Genomic DNA, 16,373 nt, shown 5'->3' on the forward strand with positions numbered 1-16,373 from the left:
TTATGAAGGGCTTAATACCGCAATCGCATTTGTTAAACAACGCAGCATAAAGACTTCTTCATCTGTATCTATATTCCCTGGCAAAACTTGTTGTAAGCGTTCAAAATTATCAATAATCAAAACCGTCTCCACGTTGCGGCTGGTCAGCACAGTTTCAAGCCAGAGGACGTAATCAGTAAATATTTTTTCATCGTTAAGGGAAAATGCAGTATCCAAATGATCCAGGTGATGATGATTATCTTTTTCCGTGTGCTCATAACCTCTCTCGCCAAAACGTTCCCATAGCGTTGGGTAAGCATCATATATACTTTTCGCGGTATCAGCAGCAATTTTATTTTTAGTCTCTTTGTTCATTCGGCCACCACTTCATACTGCCTTACTGTTGGAATGATTTTCGCCAATTCCTGGTCCGGATAATTTTTTTCCATGTCGTGGATTTCCTTGAATTCCTGACTTTTCACCCAGTTCATATAAGCTGTTTTCGATTGCCATTCCATATGCACTGTCAATTCATTTTTTCTTTTGGTGTTTTGAATAAGCCTGAACAAATGAAAACCTTCCGCCGAGTCTACACGTCGTGAACGTTTTTGATAAATACCGATGACTTCTTCCGTTTTTCCAGGCGGAACCACCACTGTCGAGGTAACAATATACATTCGCTTTCCCCTTTGCATAGAAATTTCATTCAACCATTATATCATTTTGACAAACGAAATAAAAGATTGATTCGTTTCCATACAGAGACGCTGAGCTTTTGGGATACTTCAGCTTTATTGCTTTCCTCTTCGTTTCATAATATCTTTTTATTTCAATTATTTGGTTTTCTCTCTTGCTTTCCGATACTAAATGAATTAAGATTAGAAACATCGAAACAGACCAACTTATAACTTTATATGATATTTCTTATCTAGAGAGACGGAGGGACTTGGCCCTGTGAAGTCTCAGCAACCAGTCTGACGAAGACTACGGTGCTAATTCCAATAGGCGCTGCCTACCAGATGAGAAGAATGCATTTCCAGACAGGGGCTTTCTTCTTTTGAAGAACAGCCCCTGTTTTATTGTTGAAAGGATGAGTGAAATGACAAAACACAGCTTGGAAACGTTATTGGTTCAACTAGGCAATCGCAGCGACGCGGCAACGGGAGCGGTCAACCCGCCCATTTACTTATCGACGGCCTATGAACACCAAGGGCTTGGGCAATCAACTGGCTATGACTATACACGAACAAAAAATCCAACGCGTTCTGTTCTGGAAGAAGGATTTGCAGAACTTGAGGGCGCAGATGCCGGATTTGCCTGTAGTTCCGGCATGGCAGCCATCCAACTGGTTTTGTCTCTTTTCCGTCCAGGCGATGAACTATTAGTGCCGGAAGATATTTATGGTGGAACTTATCGCCTATTGGACCATTTTGCAGCAGCTTACAATATCCACCCGAAATATGCAGCGTTTGAAGATGTACAGGACACCGAAGAAAAAATTACGATAAATACCCGGGCACTCTTTATTGAAACACCGACCAATCCGCTGATGCAGGAAATCGACCTTACCGCTTATGCCGGATTGGCAAAAAAACATAATCTGCTCTTGATTGTCGACAATACATTCCTTACTCCTTTCTTCCAACAGCCGATCGAATTGGGAGCAGATATCGTCATCCACAGTGCCACAAAATACATTGGCGGACACAATGATGTTCTCGCGGGTCTAGTTGTTGCAAAAGGAGAAAGCATCTGTCAAAAACTCTCGATGTTCCATAACTCCGTCGGCGCGGTACTGTCGCCTTTTGATTCTTGGCTGCTAATCCGTGGATTAAAGACTTTGCCTCTGCGCATGCGTCAACATGAAGCCAATGCAAAAGCGATTGCCGCTTTTCTTGCCGAGCAGCCCGCGATTTCGGATGTACTGTATCCCGGAAGAGGCGGCATGCTGTCATTCCGCTTGCAGCAAGAAGAATGGGTCGGACCTTTCCTGGAAAACATCAAGTTAATTACCTTTGCCGAGAGCTTAGGCGGCGTTGAGAGCTTTATTACGTATCCCGCTACCCAAACTCATGCAGACATTCCATTTGAAGAACGCACCAAACGCGGTGTTTGCAACCGACTACTGCGCTTCTCGGTCGGTGTCGAACTCGCTGAAGATTTAATTGCTGACCTGTCACAGGCATTTTCGAAATTGAAAGAGGAGGTTGTTGAATATGACGGATCGTATTGAAACCAAGTTTATCCACTCTACCGGAGTTGACCCGCAAACTGGGGCCGTTAACGTACCCATCTACTTATCTTCCACATTTCATCAGAAGAGTCTTGATTCGTTTGGGCCTTTTGATTATAGCCGCTCTGGAAATCCGACTCGTCTGGCATTGGAAGAAACTATCGCTAACCTAGAAGGCGGCAAACGTGGATTTGCCTTTTCATCAGGAATGGCTGCTATTTCTTCCGCTTTCATGCTCCTATCTTCAGGTGATCACGTCCTCGTCTCAGAGGATGTCTACGGGGGAACTTACCGGTTCATTACCGAAGTTTTGGATAAATTTAATATCGAGTACACATTCGTCAATATGACCGATTTGAACGAAATGGCGAACGCGATCCAGCCGAACACAAAAGTGGTTTATTTGGAAACTCCATCTAATCCGGTCATGAACATTACAGATATCGAAATCGCTGCAAAACTAGCGAAAGCCAATGGCTGCCTGACATTCGTCGACAACACATTCATGACGCCCCTTTACCAGAATCCGTTGGCGCTTGGTGCAGATATCGTTCTCCATAGCGCAACGAAATTCCTGTCAGGACACAGCGATGTCATCGCAGGACTTGCGGTGACTAAAGATGAAGAACTTGGAAACCGGCTGGGCTTTATTCAAAATACTTTTGGTTCGGTTCTAGGCGCACAAGATTCTTACTTGCTGATTCAAGGCATCAAGACATTGGGTGCCCGGTTGGGACAGTCGTCCGAATCGGCACGCACAATCGCAGAATATCTGCATAACCATCCATTGATCGAAGAAGTTTACTACCCAGGATTTTCATTTCATCCTGGCAATCCGATTCACGAACGCCAGGCCAGAAGCGCAGGCGCCGTTCTCTCCTTCCGCTTAGCTGATAAAAAATCAGCCCGTGTCTTTGTGGATCATTTGAGAATTCCCGTATTTGCTGTCAGCCTGGGTGCTGTTGAATCGATCCTGTCTTACCCAGCAACCATGTCCCACGGCTCAATGCCTGTCGAAGAACGTGAAAAACGTGGAATCACAGATGGCTTGCTGCGCTACTCTGTTGGCCTTGAACATCCGGATGATCTGGTCCAAGACCTAAATCAGGCATTGGCCCAAGTAGCCCGCCGTAATGGGCTGAGTATTGCTAATTAAACCAAGAACTTGCCGTATCAACAAAATACTAAATTATTGCCGAATTAGAACCCTTTTGCTAGTTAGCTAAAGGGTTCTTATATTTTGCGCAAGCCCGTTTTTCTAATGCGGAAATAACTCAATATACGGCTCCAAACCTGTGAAAGACGCAGAATCTCCTCCTTATTTTCTTTCTTAAAAAATGAGGAGTAAGATGAACAAGGCTGCTTCCCGCTATATATTCGACATATATATTGATAAAATATTGTTTTCCTCAAAATCTGGTTGACTTTATCAGTTAGCACCTTATAATTGAAAATGAGAATGATTTTCATTTGAAATATAACTTATACAATTAAGGGAGAGACACTCATGAACAAACTGATTTACGTCGTTTTGGCATTTTTACTTCTTGTTTTAACAGCATGTGGAAACACGGATACATCCGCTCCTGCAGCAGATGGCAATTCTGAAGAAGCAGCGGAAAGCACAGAGGTTAACTTATATACCGCAAGACATTATGATGTAGACGATGAATTATACAAAAAATTTGAAGAGGAAACCGGCATCAAAGTAAACCTCATCAAAGGGGAAGCAGATGAATTGCTCGAGCGCATCAAACGCGAAGGCGATGGCACCGAGGCAGACTTGTTCTTGACTGCTGATGCTGGCCGCCTGTTCCGTGCAAAAGATGATGGCTTGCTGCAAGCAGTATCAAGTGACCTGCTAAACGAACAAATCCCAGAAAATTTCCGTGACACTGACCAAATGTGGTACGGTTTAACAAAACGTGCACGCGTCCTTGTTTACAACAAAGAAACGGTAACACCTGAAGAATTATCAACGTACGAAGCGTTGACAGAAGATGAATGGAATGGCCGCGTATTAATTCGTGGTTCCGAAAATGTCTACAATCAGTCGTTGCTTGCTTCATTCATTGAGTTAAACGGTGAAGAAGAGGCAAAAGAATGGGCCGCAGGATTGGTAAACAATTTTGCACGTGACCCTGAAGGCGGAGACCGCGATCAAGCTAAAGCTATTGCGGCAGGCGTGGGTGATGTTGCGATTATGAATAGTTACTATTTCGGACAAATGCTGAACTCTGAAGATCCTGCAGAAGTTGAAGTGGCAGAAAGCCTTGGCCTGTTCTTCCCGAATCAGGAAACAGACGGAACTCACGTTAACGTTAGTGGAGCCGGTGTTGTCAAATCATCCCAAAATAAAGAAAATGCGATAAAATTGTTGGAGTTCCTATCTGCTCCTGAAGCACAAGGAACATTTGCAGAAGCGAATTATGAATACCCAGTAAATGAAGAAGTAGAACCATCTGAACTGTTAAAATCATGGGGTGAGTTCAAAGAGCAGGATATTTCGTTATCGGCTCTTGGAGAAAACAATGCCAAATCAATTTTGATTTTTAATGAAGTCGGCTGGAAATAATCAATAGGCTCGACCCTTGCTGCATTTTGCAGCAAGGGGTTTCTTGTTATTGGAAAGGTGGACAAAGCGATGCAAAGAAGATTGGCAAACGTAAATATTTGGACGGTCACGGCCATGGCGATTATCGCTGCGTTGTTTTTGCCGAACATCACAATTGTGACGGGGCTTTTTACTCCCTCTAATGAAAACTGGGAGCATATGAAAGAGTTCGTTCTGTGGTCGTTCATCAAAAACTCATTGATTCTCGTTGTCGCTACTGCCGGCGCAACGATATTCATAGGCTTGAGCCTGGCTTGGCTGATTGCCCAGTACCAGTTTCCTTTCCGGCGATTTTTCAAATGGGCACTAATCCTCCCTCTTTCCATACCACCTTTTATTGGAGCCTATACGTACCACGGAATTTTCAACTATACGGGTGTGATACAGACCACACTTCGTGATCGTTTTGGCATGGAACTAAATCCGGCTTACTTTGACATCATGAATTTGCCCGGTGCCATTTTTATTTACACAGTTTTTCTCTATCCTTATGTCTATACCATTACACAAGTTTTCCTGTCGCAGCAATCTGCTTCTTTGATAGAAAGTACACGGCTTCTTGGAAAAGGTCCATGGCGCACTTTTTTCCAAGTGGTTGTACCGATATCCCGTATATCCATCATTGCTGGCGCCAGTTTAGTCGTTTTGGAAGTGTTGAACGATTACGGAGTGGTGAAATACTACGGCATCCAGACCTTTACAACGGGTATTTTTCAAACTTGGTTTGGTCTTGGAGATATTGAAACCTCCATTAAGTTGGCAGCTTCTTTAATGGGCTTTGTAATTGTCATATTGCTGATTGAAAAAGTGCTGCGAGGCAGGCGCCAATATAGCTATTCTTCCACCAAGGTTCGTCCGCTGCCCTTGATTCAATTAACGGGTTGGAAGGCAGTCGCTGCTGCTGGTTATTGTTTAAGCATACTGGCATTAGGATTTTTCATACCGATTGCTCAATTGATCGAGTGGACGATTTTAACGTTTGGAACCATTCCATTAGATGAATTTATGTCCTATATGAGAAATTCGATTGTCGTAGCAGGCTTAAGTGCGACAGCCATAATTGTGTTTGCATTAATTGTTGGCAACTTTGCACGCCTGGTCCAAGGAAGGTTCGCTAAGTTGTTGCCAAAACTGACAGTTCTCGGCTACTCTATTCCTGGCGCCGTTATAGCGGTGGCAGTCGTAACCGCCTTTGTGGCATTGGATGAATTTCTCGCGCCGCTTTACCGAATGGCTGGCATGAATACGACGCTGGTTCTTAGTGTCAGCATCATCCTGCTCATCACTGCTTACATCATTCGTTTTTTTGCCATTGGCTACAGTTCTATAGAGACCGGTTATGACAAAATCGGTACTGATTTTCAGGATGCCTCCCGCCTCCTTGGAGCTGGGCTGACAAGAACTTTCTTCAAAGTAGATATGCCCATGATGAAAGGTGCCATCATTAGTGGATTCATCCTTGTTTTCATTGATGTGCTGAAAGAAATTCCATTGACTTTGATTTTGAGGCCTTTTAATTTTGATACACTTTCCACAAAAGCTTTTCAATACGCAAGTGATGAAAAAATTATGGAAGCTTCCCAAGCTTCTTTATTGATAGTAGGTATCAGTGCCCTGGCCATTGTGATCTTTTATAAGTTTCTCGAGAAGGAGATGGACTGACATGTTTGTATCAATCGAAAATCTTAGTTTTTCTTATGCCAATACAAAAGCAACTGCACTCAATAGTTTTTCATTGCAGATTAAAAAAGGCGAGGTCATTTCGATTCTAGGGCGGAGCGGCAGCGGCAAAAGCACTGTTTTGCGCCTATTGGCCGGACTTGAAAAACCTTCTGTCGGCAAGGTTTCTATCCAAGATGAAGTGCTTGTGGATGACCGGACTTTTGTACAGCCTGAAAAACGTGGAATCGGCATGGTTTTTCAAGACTACGCATTATTTCCACATCTGACGGTTGCCGATAATATCATGTTCGGGCTCTTCCGAATGAAACGGGCAGCCAAGCGAATCCGCCTTCAGGAAGTTTTGGAGCTGGTGGAGTTGCAGGGCTATGAAAAACGCTATCCTCACCAACTGAGCGGCGGCCAGCAGCAACGTGTAGCAATTGCCAGAGCGCTCGCTCCAAATCCCCATCTCCTGCTGCTTGACGAGCCGTTTAGTAATTTGGATGCCGAACTGCAGGAAAAAATACGCAAAGAATTACGAGATATTTTGAAAAAAGCAAATATCACATCCATTTTTGTTACCCATGATGAGAAAGATGCCCATATCCTGGCAGACCGCATCGTCAAAATTAAAAATGGACAGACTGAGTTTATTGGTCGCCCATGTGACCTGATTGATGTTTATCGCCAGGAACAGCATAATCTACCGGCTGTTTCAGAAGAAAAAGAACTCATTTATACGTAAAAATAGCCAGCACTCGCTTTTTAACAAGCGAGTGCTGGCTATTTTTTATTGCTTATAGGGTTTATTTGAGTATTGAGCATTTGCAGTCGTTCAGAGAAAACGCAAAAAACCCATCCGTCATTAAAACGGATGGATTTCTTCTATTATAATATGCGATTATCTCCGACCGCTGACAAACTCGCTGTTTTTTGCAGAATATCGTCCTTTTCGATTGTTTTGCGGGCAACACCCGTTTCAATCGCCGCTTTGGCAACTGCGGCTGCAACCGCTGATGCGACGCGTACGTCGAATGGTTTGGGTATGACGTACTCTTCATGCAATTCATGCGTTTCCAATAAGCCTGCAATCGCTTCAACTGCTGCGATTTTCATGGCGTCGTTAATGTCTGTCGCCAACACATCCAACGCTCCTCTAAAGAGCCCTGGGAAAGCTAATACATTATTGACTTGGTTCGGAAAATCAGAACGTCCCGTACCGACTACTCGCGCCCCTGCTTGTTTTGCTAAATGCGGCAGAATTTCAGGATTGGGATTGGCCATGGCAAAGATGATGGCGTCGCTGTTCATGGTGCGAACCATTTCTTCGGTCAATGCGCCTTCTGCCGAAACCCCGATAAAGACATCTGCCCCTGCGATGACATCGGCCAATAATCCTCTCTTGCGTTCGTAATTGCTCATTTCAGCCACTTCTTCTTTAAATGGATTCATGCCCTTTTCGCGCCCTTTATAGATGGCCCCTTTCGTGTCACACATGACGAGATGGGCAAAGCCAAATTTGCTCAGCAGTTTGACGATGGCAATCCCTGCAGCGCCTGCACCGTTCACCACAACTTTGGTTTCTTGAACATCTTTGCCGACCAACTTCAAGGCGTTGATCAAACCAGCAAGAGTAACAATGGCTGTCCCATGTTGATCATCGTGAAACACGGGAATGCCCATTTCCTTCTTCAGACGCTCTTCCACTACGAAACAAGTAGGGGCTGAAATATCTTCGAGATTGACGCCGCCAAAGCCGGGTTCCAGCAATTTCACCGTTTGGATAATCGTTTCTGCATCTGTCGTGTCCAAACAGATTGGAAAGGCATCCACTCCTGCAAATTCTTTGAATAAGATAGCCTTTCCTTCCATCACTGGCAATGCGGCAAGCGGACCAATATTGCCAAGTCCAAGGACTGCAGTGCCGTCTGTAATTACTGCCACCATATTGCTCTTCATCGTATAGTCATGGACCTTTGCCGGATCTGCAGCAATTTCCCGGCAAGGTTCAGCGACTCCTGGAGAATAGGCGAGGCTCAAGTCTCTTTCATTTTCTACTGTCACTTTTGACCGAATCTCCAGTTTCCCTTGATGCGCCCTGTGCAGTTGCAACGAATCGTTTTTCAGCGTAGACATGTGCCTCATCTCCCTTTATGCATAATGGTTTATTATAAAGGGTATTCGCTTAATTGAAAGACTTTTCTGTCAATTTAAAAATTATTCAGACTTTAGGCGGAGGGAACAACAAAGCAGCATTTTCAGATTGCTGTCCAACCCCCATCAACTTTGATGGTTTCACCGGTCACAAAATTTGCCAAATTGGATGCCAGATACAGTACGGCTCCAGAAATATCTTCCGGCTGAGACAACCCATCCAGCAAGATCCGGTTGTCGACATCCTGTTTAAATTCCTTGTCTTCGAACATACTGGCAGTCAACTCGGTTTCAATGAAAGTCGGTGCTACTGCATTGACATGTATTCCCTGCTTTGCCCACTCTACAGCCAATGCCTTGGTCATCTGAACGAGGCCGCCTTTGCTTGAGCAATATGCTGCGCGCTTCACATAGCCAACAAATGCCATTTGAGAAGCAATATTGATGATGCGGCCGCTGTTTTGCTGGAGCATATACTTGGCTGCTGCCTGGCTCGCAAAAAATGCCGTTTTTAAATTTAGATCCAGTACCGTGTCCCAATCCTCTTCCGTCACTTCTATTGCAGGTTTGGCGATATTGACTCCAGCATTGTTGACCAGCACATCAATGGTGCCAAACACAGAAGCCGCTGCATCGATCAGCTTTCGGACTTCTGCAATATCGCTCAAATCTCCTGAAACCGCCATGCATTTCGGGTTATGCCTTTGCAACTCTAAAAGCGCAACGTCAAGAGCCGTTTTATTTCTCCCTGAGATGACTACATTGGCGTTCAGTTTTGCAAAAGTCAATGCAATCTCTTTGCCAATGCCTTTACTGCCGCCCGTAACAACAATGGTTTTGTTTTCCAGTTCCGAAAAATATCCGCTCATTCCTTGTCCCCCGCCTTTAAATCGTTTTTTAGGAAATGGATTAAGGTTTGTTCCCGCTCTTCGTTCAGCTTTGCCGAAACTTCAGGCTCCCACGAATAAAATCCTTGTCCTGTTTTGTCCCCTAGCTTGTTTTCTGCTGCAAGTGTCGACAAGGTTTCACCTGAACGCTGATCTGTCGACAAATCTTCAAATAAGTAATTGGAGATGGCTGAAAAAACATCGAGCCCACCCATATCCGCCGTCATCAGCGGTCCTGTCACCGGCAGCCTTCTGCCGATGCTGTAAGTTACTGCTGCATCAATATCTTCTTTAGACGCGGCTCCAGCATCCAGCAGCGCTTGGGCTTCCCGGAACAGAGCATATTGCAGACGATTGCCGATAAAGCCCGGAAGTTCTTTATGAAGCAAAATGGGCTTTTTGTTCATGGCTTTCAAAACGGCCATTGCCCGCTCGACAGTTTCGTTATCTGTCTGTTCACCTCTCACCACTTCCACTAACGGAATAAGATGCCCTGGATTCCAGAAATGCGTGACGACAAAACGGTTGGGGAGTTTCATCTCTGCTGCCAACAAACTTGGCTTAAATCCAGAAGTATTGCTGGCAATTACGACTTCTGCACTCACCAGTTTTTCTAATTTATTGTAAAGATCCTTTTTCAGCTCCAGAACTTCCGGGACCACTTCGATAATGAAAGTTGAGTCTAAAACGGCTTCTTCCAGCGAAGTCGTCAACCGGATGCGTTTTTTGATTTCTTTTGCTTGTTCGGCAGTAAACAGCTCATTATCTGCCATTGTTTTGAGTTTGTTGCTCAAACCTCTGTCCGCGTTTTCAAGATCCTGCGCATTGATGCCGTAGACAGTTACCGGTTGTTGGGACCAGGCCGCTGATAAGGCAATAGAATGGCCCATCGTTCCTGCTCCAAGAATTGAAATTTTCTCCATCATTTGCACCTCTTTCGATTAGATAACAAAAAATGCCCAACAAACGCTCTAAGTTCAGGTTTGTTGGGCACTTGCATCTTATAGTCCTAATGAGAACAGTATAACTGCCAGTACGGCACCGAGCAATGGCACAACAACTGTCAATGCACCAAAGGCCGGATAAGCATCACGGTGCGTTTCACCAGCGATTGACCGAATCGTTGTTACCACATAACCACCTTGTGGCAATGAATCAAGCGAACCGGAAGAAATGGCAACCGTCCTATGCAAGGCTTCGGGATCGACACCCATGTCCAAATAATGCGGCGCAAGCAATGGCAAAGCGATGGCTTGTCCACCAGATGAAGAACCGGTCAAGCCAGCAATGACTGCGACGGCCAAAGCTCCGCCAATCAACGGACTGCCTGGAATGCCTGTCATGACATCAACTGCCGCTTCAAAAGAAGGCGTAACTCGGACAACCCCACCAAATCCGACCACAGCGGCTGTATTGGCAATGGCGATCACTGCTCCTAGCGCACCTTCACTGAAAGCATTGCCGATGTCGCGGAAATACTTTCGATTGATCACATAAGTCGCGAGAATTCCGCCGCTTAAAGCAATAATCAATGCAGAAGTTCCAAGCGAATCGTGAAAAATAAACGAAATGGCCAACACTACAACCAAGGGAATCATACTAAGAAGTGGATTCGGCAATTCTTGCCGTTCTTCCGCAGAGGGATCGGTTTTACGAGCTGTAAATCGCTCCCCTTTTGCCATAGCTTTAGAAATCATTTTCTTCAGCCACCAGTAGCCAAAGACCATCATGAACAATGCCACAAGGATGCTGACTTCCCAGCCTGCATATGGCGTAGTTCCCAAAAACTCAATGGGAATCCAGTTTTGGATTTCCGGAGAACCAGCGGAAGTCATTGTGAAAGTAGTAGAGCCAAATGCAAGTGCCGCCGGTATAAACCGGCGCGGCAAATCTGCTTGCCTGAACAAACTTAGCGCCATCGGATAAACCGAGAAAGCCACAACAAACAGGCTGACGCCACCATAAGTCAAGACCGCACAAGCCATAACTACGGCCAATGCAGCACGCTTCATACCAATTTTGCCAACGATCCATTTCGATACGCTGTCGGCTGCGCCACTGTCTTCCATTACTTTACCGAAAATAGCGCCGGCCAGGAACATCAAATACCAAGAGGCGATAAATCCTGTAAAGCCGGTCATGTAATTTGTTAAAAAATTGGCTGCCCCTTCCTCAGCAAGCTGAGGAAACACAGGCAATCCATTCATCAATGCCACAAACAAAGCGGTCAACGGTGCTGCAATAAGCAAGTTCATGCCGCGCATCGTCAAATAAATCAATAGCAACAAGCCACCAAACATCCCAATCATGCCCAGCATGTGAAATCCCCCCATACCCCTTAAGTTTAATTATTTAGTGCCGTATCTTCTGACTCTAAGGAGTGCTTGTTCCGCATGTCCTGCGAAGTTTTCAAGCTGGCACAGGCGCGCAGCGTATTCCCCAATGTAGGCACTCGCTTCCGGTGTAACCTTTTGATAAGTAACTGTCTTAATGAATTTCCCGACCCACAGTCCGCCAGTATAACGGGCAGCGCCTTTTGTTGGCAGCGTGTGGTTGGTCCCAATTACTTTGTCTCCGTATGCCACATTTGTTTCAGGCCCAAGGAACAGACAGCCGTAATTCGTCATATGCTCCAGGAAATAATCCGGATCTTCTGTCAGGATCTCGACATGTTCGAATGCCAGGCGATCCGCCTCAATACGTGCTTCTTCAATGGAATCAACCAACAAAATCTGTCCATAGTCTTCCCATGAAACACGTGCAACATCTGCAGTTGCCAATGTTTCTAACTGGCGTTCGATTTCTTTCACGGTTTCATTCGCCAACTCTTCTGAAGTAGTGATCAAGGCACCAGGTGAAGTGGGTCCGTGCTCTCCTTGTCCTAAAAGATCGGTTGCCACCATTTCAGCATCCGCCGTGTGGTCTGCAACCACCAAAGTTTCAGTCGGTCCCGCAAACAAATCAATTCCGACGCGCCCGTACAATTGGCGCTTCGCTTCCGCTACAAATGCATTTCCCGGTCCAACAATCATATCGACTGACTCGATGGTTTCAGTTCCAATCGCCATCGCTGCCATCGCCTGGATTCCACCAAGAAGATAAATTTCATCAGCACCTGCCAGTGACATCGCCGCAATTGTCGCATTCGGAATTTCTCCATTAATCGGGGGCGTGGAAGCGATTACACGTTTGACCCCAGCAACTTTAGCCGTCAACACACTCATATGTGCAGAAGCGACCATTGGGTAGCGTCCACCCGGAATGTAGCATCCGACACTATTGACTGGAATATTTTTATGGCCGAGAATGACACCTGGAATGTTTTCAACTTCAACATCATTCATCGAAGCCAGTTGAGCTTCTGCAAACTCACGAATATTCTTTTGAGCAAACTTAATGTCGTCAATCACACTGTCCGGAACATTGGAAACGATTTCATTTATCTGCTCTTGAGTTAACCGGAAAGATTCTGGTGCCCATTTGTCAAATTTCTCGGAAAGCTCACGAACCGCTTTGTCACCATCTGCTTCAACTGCTTTCAAAGCATCGGAAACAATTTGCGACACTTTCGAATCATTAGCACTTACTTCTTCCGGTGATTTCCCCGCTTTTAACACTTTCATCATATCGATTCCTCCAATTTCTTATTTTTTGAATACGTATGCAATAGTAGAACTATTTAGATAATAGGTGAATTCACTATGAATGTCAACACCTATTACGTCGTTTTGCGTTCAATAAATGCGCCTTCCACTTCCACAGACTGCGCCGCTCCTGTGTATTCAGCAATTTCGGACAATAAATATTTTACCGTCTTTTCTACCATTTTTTCGATGGGCTGTTCCCAAGTGGTGAGTTCATAACCGGGCCAAGCCGCCATTTCAATGTTATCAAAGCCAACTACTTTGACTTGTTCCGGGACATCAATGCTCTTTTTTTGCAACGCATCTAAAACACCAAGCGCCATAATGTCATTCGCTACAAAAAAAGCGGAAGGCAGTTCTTCAGCTTCGATAATATTTAGCGCCGTGGCATAGCCGCCCTCGTAAGTATAATCCGAAGCATGCTTTTTATAGGTCATTTTTTGCTTTGCCAATACTTCGCTGAATCCTTTTTCGCGTTCCAGGCTGGTTGATGTATTTTCATTCCCTGAAATATAAGCCAAATCAGTGGATCCTTGTTTGATTAAATATTCGGCTATTGCTCGTCCTGCATTTAAGTTATTGCAGCACACCGAATAGAAATTTGAACTGCTTAGTTTTCGGTTAAAAAATACCAGAGGAATATGATTTACACGAAAGCTTTCTGCCACATTCAGTGACATGGTCGCATCCGTAATAACCACTCCGGCCACATTGTAGTTTAATAAAGTTTCGACGTCTTCCGGTTGGATTTCATCGTTATTGGTATGTACAAATAGCACGCTGTAGCCGTACCTTTTAAATGAGGCGGTGAACTGGGTCAACACTTGCGGATAAAAGGGATTTTGTACCCCTTTCATTACTAGGCCGATGATTTTCGTCCGGTTGGTAATCAGGCTCCGGGCAAACTCATTTGGCCGATAGCCCAGTTCTTCTGCAGCGGCCAATACTTTTTGGCGTGTTCTCTCCGACACTTTTGCCCCTTCAAAATAGACTCTGGAAACAGACGACTGTGAAACGCCTGCGAGCTTTGCCACGTCTTTTGCATTGATCGTAGATTTCATTTTATTCAACCCTTTTCACTAATCTCGAACTCTAGCTTACACCATATTTATCGTCTTCGCATCCATTTGATGCACAGTGAAAAGCCTGCCGTATAGATGGCAGGCATTCAAAACCTTGCGCTTTAGGATAAATGAAACGAATCATCGTAAAGTGGCTTCATATGCAAAACGTATTCTTTTTTCACTTCTTCAATATCGTAAATTTCACCAGGATGGTCAGGACTGCCCATTTGTTCTACTTGTTCATGAACCAAATCAGCAAAGTACTTTCCACAAGCAACATCTTTTGGGTATTTCGCTTTTACTTTAGCTACCAGTTCTTCATTCAAAGTTTGGTTAAACGCATGATACATGGCGGCATTGACAATCGTCAATGACTTTTTAGAAGCGTAGGACACCATGTAATAATTCCCGTAACGGTCCTTCAGCAAATCTCTCTTTGCTCTAATTTCCATAACTTCGCCCTCCTTCCGTTCTATACTGTTCCATACCCTTCCGCATCACCCCAAAAACAGTCCGGAAAAATATCCCGGACTGAATCAATATCAGTAATCTTTGTTTGGCAAATATGACAACGATACTTTTAAATTGGCGTTGCGTTCCCGAATTTGATCGAGAAGCTCCCTGTCTTTCGTATCAGGCTTGCAGCGAATCGAAAATGTATACAAAATCATTGTGCCCAAATTGGTCGTTTCGACTTGCCGCAATTGATGATCTACTGTTTTGTCTTTGAGAATATCGTCAATCAAATTTTCATGATTTAAATTTTCTGGAACCGTTACTTTCAAAATTTGTGTATCCCGTCCTTCTGCATAATTTGTTTTGAACAGAAAATAGAAAACTCCGCATGCGAACAAGGTTAAAAGAATCGCCAATTGGAATTGAAACAAGCCACACGTCATCCCTACACAAAGACCGAAGAAAATATACGCGATGTCCTTAGCATTCGTAACAGCACTCCGGAAACGAATCAACGAAAAAACAGCAAACAATCCGAAAGCGACGCCTGCATTCCCGCTAACCACATTCATAACCACCGAAACGACCACACTCATCATGATGATGGTATGCACAAAATCCTGCGAATAGTTTTCTCCGTTGAATGTGTACTGATAAACCGTGGTAATAATCAGGCTTAGAACCAATGCCATGGCCATTGCAGCCAGGCTCATCCAAATCGTGGACTCGCCTGTCTCCGTGTTGTAATTAAATAACTCATTAATAAAAGTCATGTCTGCTTCCTCCTCTTGTGGTGTTTTCGAATTCTGTTTCCAGCGTAAAAAGTTCGCCATCGAGCAATTCCGTGCTGGTACAGAATTTCGAAGCGCTGCGTTGCTCGCAATTGAGGTTCTGCAGGATTCGAACAAGCCAGAGAGGTACGCTGTGGTCTACTTTCACTTCTAACACAACCAAATTCGGATCGATAAAGAAGTCGCCATAAGCTCCGTGTTCCAACTGCAAATCCTGCTTGCGGCACCTCAAATTAAAATCAAACGTAATGCGAAGATCTTCATCGTCTAGGCCATGTAGTGCATGACGGTCATAACTGACAATCATTTCAGGCCGGAGATCGTAATACGTGATAAAATAGTCAATTTCTTTTAATACCTGCCGATTCGACACTTGAAAATGATCCAAACCATCTCGGGATCCTTCTCCTAAATACCGATACGCTTCAGCAAGCGGAATTACGGCACGGCGTTTGTTAACAACGTTTTTATGCTTTTGCTTTACTTCAAAAAATGCAGACCCAGCCAGGTCGGTATTCCCGTAGACACGAAGCCGCAACTTTTGCCGATACTGCAATTTGTTCTTTGTTTCAAAATAAATTTGCTTTGCGTCATTATCAAAATATAGGCTGGTGACTGTATACTTTCCATTGTCACCATTTCTATCGCTTCGCATGCGATTGCCGAACTCTTCAATTAACTGCCCATACTGTTCTTTGCTGATCAAGTACTTTTGTTCTTTCCTGCAAAATATTTCAATCGCCAAAATCTTCGCCCCCTTTTTTTTATTTGCATTAACTTTATAAAGTTAGTGTAATCTCCGTTTCTGTGAACACTGTGAGATACATATTAAAATTTGCTGAGTTGCTGCAAAATTTAGTGGTTCGTCCTTTATAAACTCTACTTTTTT

16 protein-coding genes and 1 riboswitch are annotated in these 16,373 nt (G+C 44.4%); of the genes, 5 read left to right on the plus strand and 11 right to left on the minus strand.

The annotated features are described in order from the left end of the window. Both AC4EG4_RS03890 and AC4EG4_RS03895 read right to left on the minus strand, forming a co-directional pair. Positions 1–354 (minus strand): hypothetical protein, encoded by a 354-nt coding sequence (locus AC4EG4_RS03890; protein WP_490986952.1) that lies wholly within the window; start codon positions 352–354, stop codon positions 1–3. Further along, entirely contained in the window at positions 351–656 is a 306-nt protein-coding gene (locus AC4EG4_RS03895; RefSeq protein WP_490986953.1) for an antibiotic biosynthesis monooxygenase family protein, read from the minus strand. The genes AC4EG4_RS03890 and AC4EG4_RS03895 overlap by 4 nt, the downstream gene beginning before the upstream one ends. Before the next feature lie 244 nt (positions 657–900). Further along, positions 901–1,005, plus strand: a riboswitch (SAM riboswitch). A gap of 73 nt (positions 1,006–1,078) precedes the next feature. On the opposite strand from AC4EG4_RS03895, the gene AC4EG4_RS03900 reads away from it, so the two are divergent. The 5 genes from AC4EG4_RS03900 (at position 1,079) to AC4EG4_RS03920 (ending at position 7,233) form a co-directional block, all read left to right on the plus strand. Continuing rightward, entirely contained in the window at positions 1,079–2,212 is a 1,134-nt protein-coding gene (locus tag AC4EG4_RS03900) for a methionine biosynthesis PLP-dependent protein (protein ID WP_490986954.1), read from the plus strand. Then, positions 2,196–3,368, plus strand: a complete 1,173-nt coding sequence (metC, locus tag AC4EG4_RS03905; RefSeq protein ID WP_490977623.1) for a cystathionine beta-lyase — start codon at positions 2,196–2,198, stop codon at positions 3,366–3,368. The genes AC4EG4_RS03900 and metC overlap by 17 nt, the downstream gene beginning before the upstream one ends. A 351-nt stretch (positions 3,369–3,719) precedes the next feature. Further along, positions 3,720–4,787, plus strand: coding sequence for a Fe(3+) ABC transporter substrate-binding protein (locus tag AC4EG4_RS03910; protein WP_490977622.1), 1,068 nt, complete (start codon positions 3,720–3,722; stop codon positions 4,785–4,787). A gap of 69 nt (positions 4,788–4,856) precedes the next feature. Continuing rightward, complete coding sequence (locus AC4EG4_RS03915) at positions 4,857–6,488, plus strand: ABC transporter permease (protein WP_490986955.1); 1,632 nt, start codon at positions 4,857–4,859, stop codon at positions 6,486–6,488. Position 6,489: 1 nt separating this feature from the next. Further along, the gene (locus tag AC4EG4_RS03920) at positions 6,490–7,233 is read left to right on the plus strand and encodes an ABC transporter ATP-binding protein (RefSeq protein WP_490977620.1); all 744 of its coding nucleotides are present in this window, start codon (positions 6,490–6,492) and stop codon (positions 7,231–7,233) included. Between the two features lie 143 nt (positions 7,234–7,376). On the opposite strand, the gene AC4EG4_RS03925 is transcribed toward AC4EG4_RS03920, so the two are convergent. The 9 genes from AC4EG4_RS03925 to AC4EG4_RS03965 form a co-directional block, all read right to left on the minus strand. Further along, positions 7,377–8,624, minus strand: coding sequence for an NAD(P)-dependent malic enzyme (locus AC4EG4_RS03925; protein ID WP_490986956.1), 1,248 nt, complete (start codon positions 8,622–8,624; stop codon positions 7,377–7,379). A 122-nt stretch (positions 8,625–8,746) separates the two neighbouring features. Then, the gene (locus tag AC4EG4_RS03930; protein WP_490977618.1) at positions 8,747–9,511 is read right to left on the minus strand and encodes an SDR family NAD(P)-dependent oxidoreductase; all 765 of its coding nucleotides are present in this window, start codon (positions 9,509–9,511) and stop codon (positions 8,747–8,749) included. After that, the gene (locus AC4EG4_RS03935) at positions 9,508–10,452 is read right to left on the minus strand and encodes a 3-hydroxyacyl-CoA dehydrogenase family protein (RefSeq protein ID WP_490986957.1); all 945 of its coding nucleotides are present in this window, start codon (positions 10,450–10,452) and stop codon (positions 9,508–9,510) included. The genes AC4EG4_RS03930 and AC4EG4_RS03935 overlap by 4 nt, the downstream gene beginning before the upstream one ends. A gap of 78 nt (positions 10,453–10,530) precedes the next feature. Continuing rightward, positions 10,531–11,847 (minus strand): GntP family permease, encoded by a 1,317-nt coding sequence (locus AC4EG4_RS03940; RefSeq protein ID WP_490977616.1) that lies wholly within the window; start codon positions 11,845–11,847, stop codon positions 10,531–10,533. Positions 11,848–11,877: 30 nt separating this feature from the next. Then, the gene (gene hisD / locus AC4EG4_RS03945) at positions 11,878–13,155 is read right to left on the minus strand and encodes a histidinol dehydrogenase (RefSeq protein WP_490986958.1); all 1,278 of its coding nucleotides are present in this window, start codon (positions 13,153–13,155) and stop codon (positions 11,878–11,880) included. Between the two features lie 92 nt (positions 13,156–13,247). Next, positions 13,248–14,234 carry a LacI family DNA-binding transcriptional regulator gene (locus AC4EG4_RS03950; protein ID WP_490986959.1) on the minus strand — a complete coding sequence of 329 codons (987 nt, stop codon included), beginning with the start codon at positions 14,232–14,234 and terminating at the stop codon, positions 13,248–13,250. 122 nt (positions 14,235–14,356) lie between these two features. Next, positions 14,357–14,689, minus strand: a complete 333-nt coding sequence (locus AC4EG4_RS03955) for a hypothetical protein (RefSeq protein WP_490986960.1) — start codon at positions 14,687–14,689, stop codon at positions 14,357–14,359. 90 nt (positions 14,690–14,779) lie between these two features. Next, positions 14,780–15,466: a DUF4956 domain-containing protein gene (locus AC4EG4_RS03960; RefSeq protein ID WP_490986961.1), complete on the minus strand. Its 687-nt coding sequence runs from the start codon at positions 15,464–15,466 to the stop codon at positions 14,780–14,782. Continuing rightward, positions 15,453–16,229 carry a polyphosphate polymerase domain-containing protein gene (locus tag AC4EG4_RS03965; RefSeq protein ID WP_490977611.1) on the minus strand — a complete coding sequence of 259 codons (777 nt, stop codon included), beginning with the start codon at positions 16,227–16,229 and terminating at the stop codon, positions 15,453–15,455. Before AC4EG4_RS03965 ends, AC4EG4_RS03960 begins: the two co-directional genes overlap by 14 nt. Positions 16,230–16,373: the final 144 nt, after the last annotated feature.

The sequence above is a fragment of the Planococcus sp. TJ-201 genome (assembly GCF_058268495.1).

Bases quoted from the DNA above. Each gene is read 5' to 3' on its own strand.
- AC4EG4_RS03955 (WP_490986960.1), bottom strand. From the start codon at position 14,689: ATGGAAATTAGAGCAAAGAGAGATTTGCTGAAGGACCGTTACGGGAAT.
- AC4EG4_RS03915 (WP_490986955.1), top strand. From the start codon at position 4,857: ATGCAAAGAAGATTGGCAAACGTAAATATTTGGACGGTCACGGCCATG.
- AC4EG4_RS03960 (WP_490986961.1), bottom strand. From the start codon at position 15,466: ATGACTTTTATTAATGAGTTATTTAATTACAACACGGAGACAGGCGAG.
- AC4EG4_RS03900 (WP_490986954.1), top strand. From the start codon at position 1,079: ATGACAAAACACAGCTTGGAAACGTTATTGGTTCAACTAGGCAATCGC.
- hisD (WP_490986958.1), bottom strand. From the start codon at position 13,155: ATGATGAAAGTGTTAAAAGCGGGGAAATCACCGGAAGAAGTAAGTGCT.
- AC4EG4_RS03950 (WP_490986959.1), bottom strand. From the start codon at position 14,234: ATGAAATCTACGATCAATGCAAAAGACGTGGCAAAGCTCGCAGGCGTT.
- metC (WP_490977623.1), top strand. From the start codon at position 2,196: ATGACGGATCGTATTGAAACCAAGTTTATCCACTCTACCGGAGTTGAC.
- AC4EG4_RS03890 (WP_490986952.1), bottom strand. From the start codon at position 354: ATGAACAAAGAGACTAAAAATAAAATTGCTGCTGATACCGCGAAAAGT.
- AC4EG4_RS03930 (WP_490977618.1), bottom strand. From the start codon at position 9,511: ATGAGCGGATATTTTTCGGAACTGGAAAACAAAACCATTGTTGTTACG.
- AC4EG4_RS03895 (WP_490986953.1), bottom strand. From the start codon at position 656: ATGTATATTGTTACCTCGACAGTGGTGGTTCCGCCTGGAAAAACGGAA.
- AC4EG4_RS03920 (WP_490977620.1), top strand. From the start codon at position 6,490: ATGTTTGTATCAATCGAAAATCTTAGTTTTTCTTATGCCAATACAAAA.
- AC4EG4_RS03935 (WP_490986957.1), bottom strand. From the start codon at position 10,452: ATGGAGAAAATTTCAATTCTTGGAGCAGGAACGATGGGCCATTCTATT.
- AC4EG4_RS03910 (WP_490977622.1), top strand. From the start codon at position 3,720: ATGAACAAACTGATTTACGTCGTTTTGGCATTTTTACTTCTTGTTTTA.
- AC4EG4_RS03925 (WP_490986956.1), bottom strand. From the start codon at position 8,624: ATGTCTACGCTGAAAAACGATTCGTTGCAACTGCACAGGGCGCATCAA.
- AC4EG4_RS03940 (WP_490977616.1), bottom strand. From the start codon at position 11,847: ATGCTGGGCATGATTGGGATGTTTGGTGGCTTGTTGCTATTGATTTAT.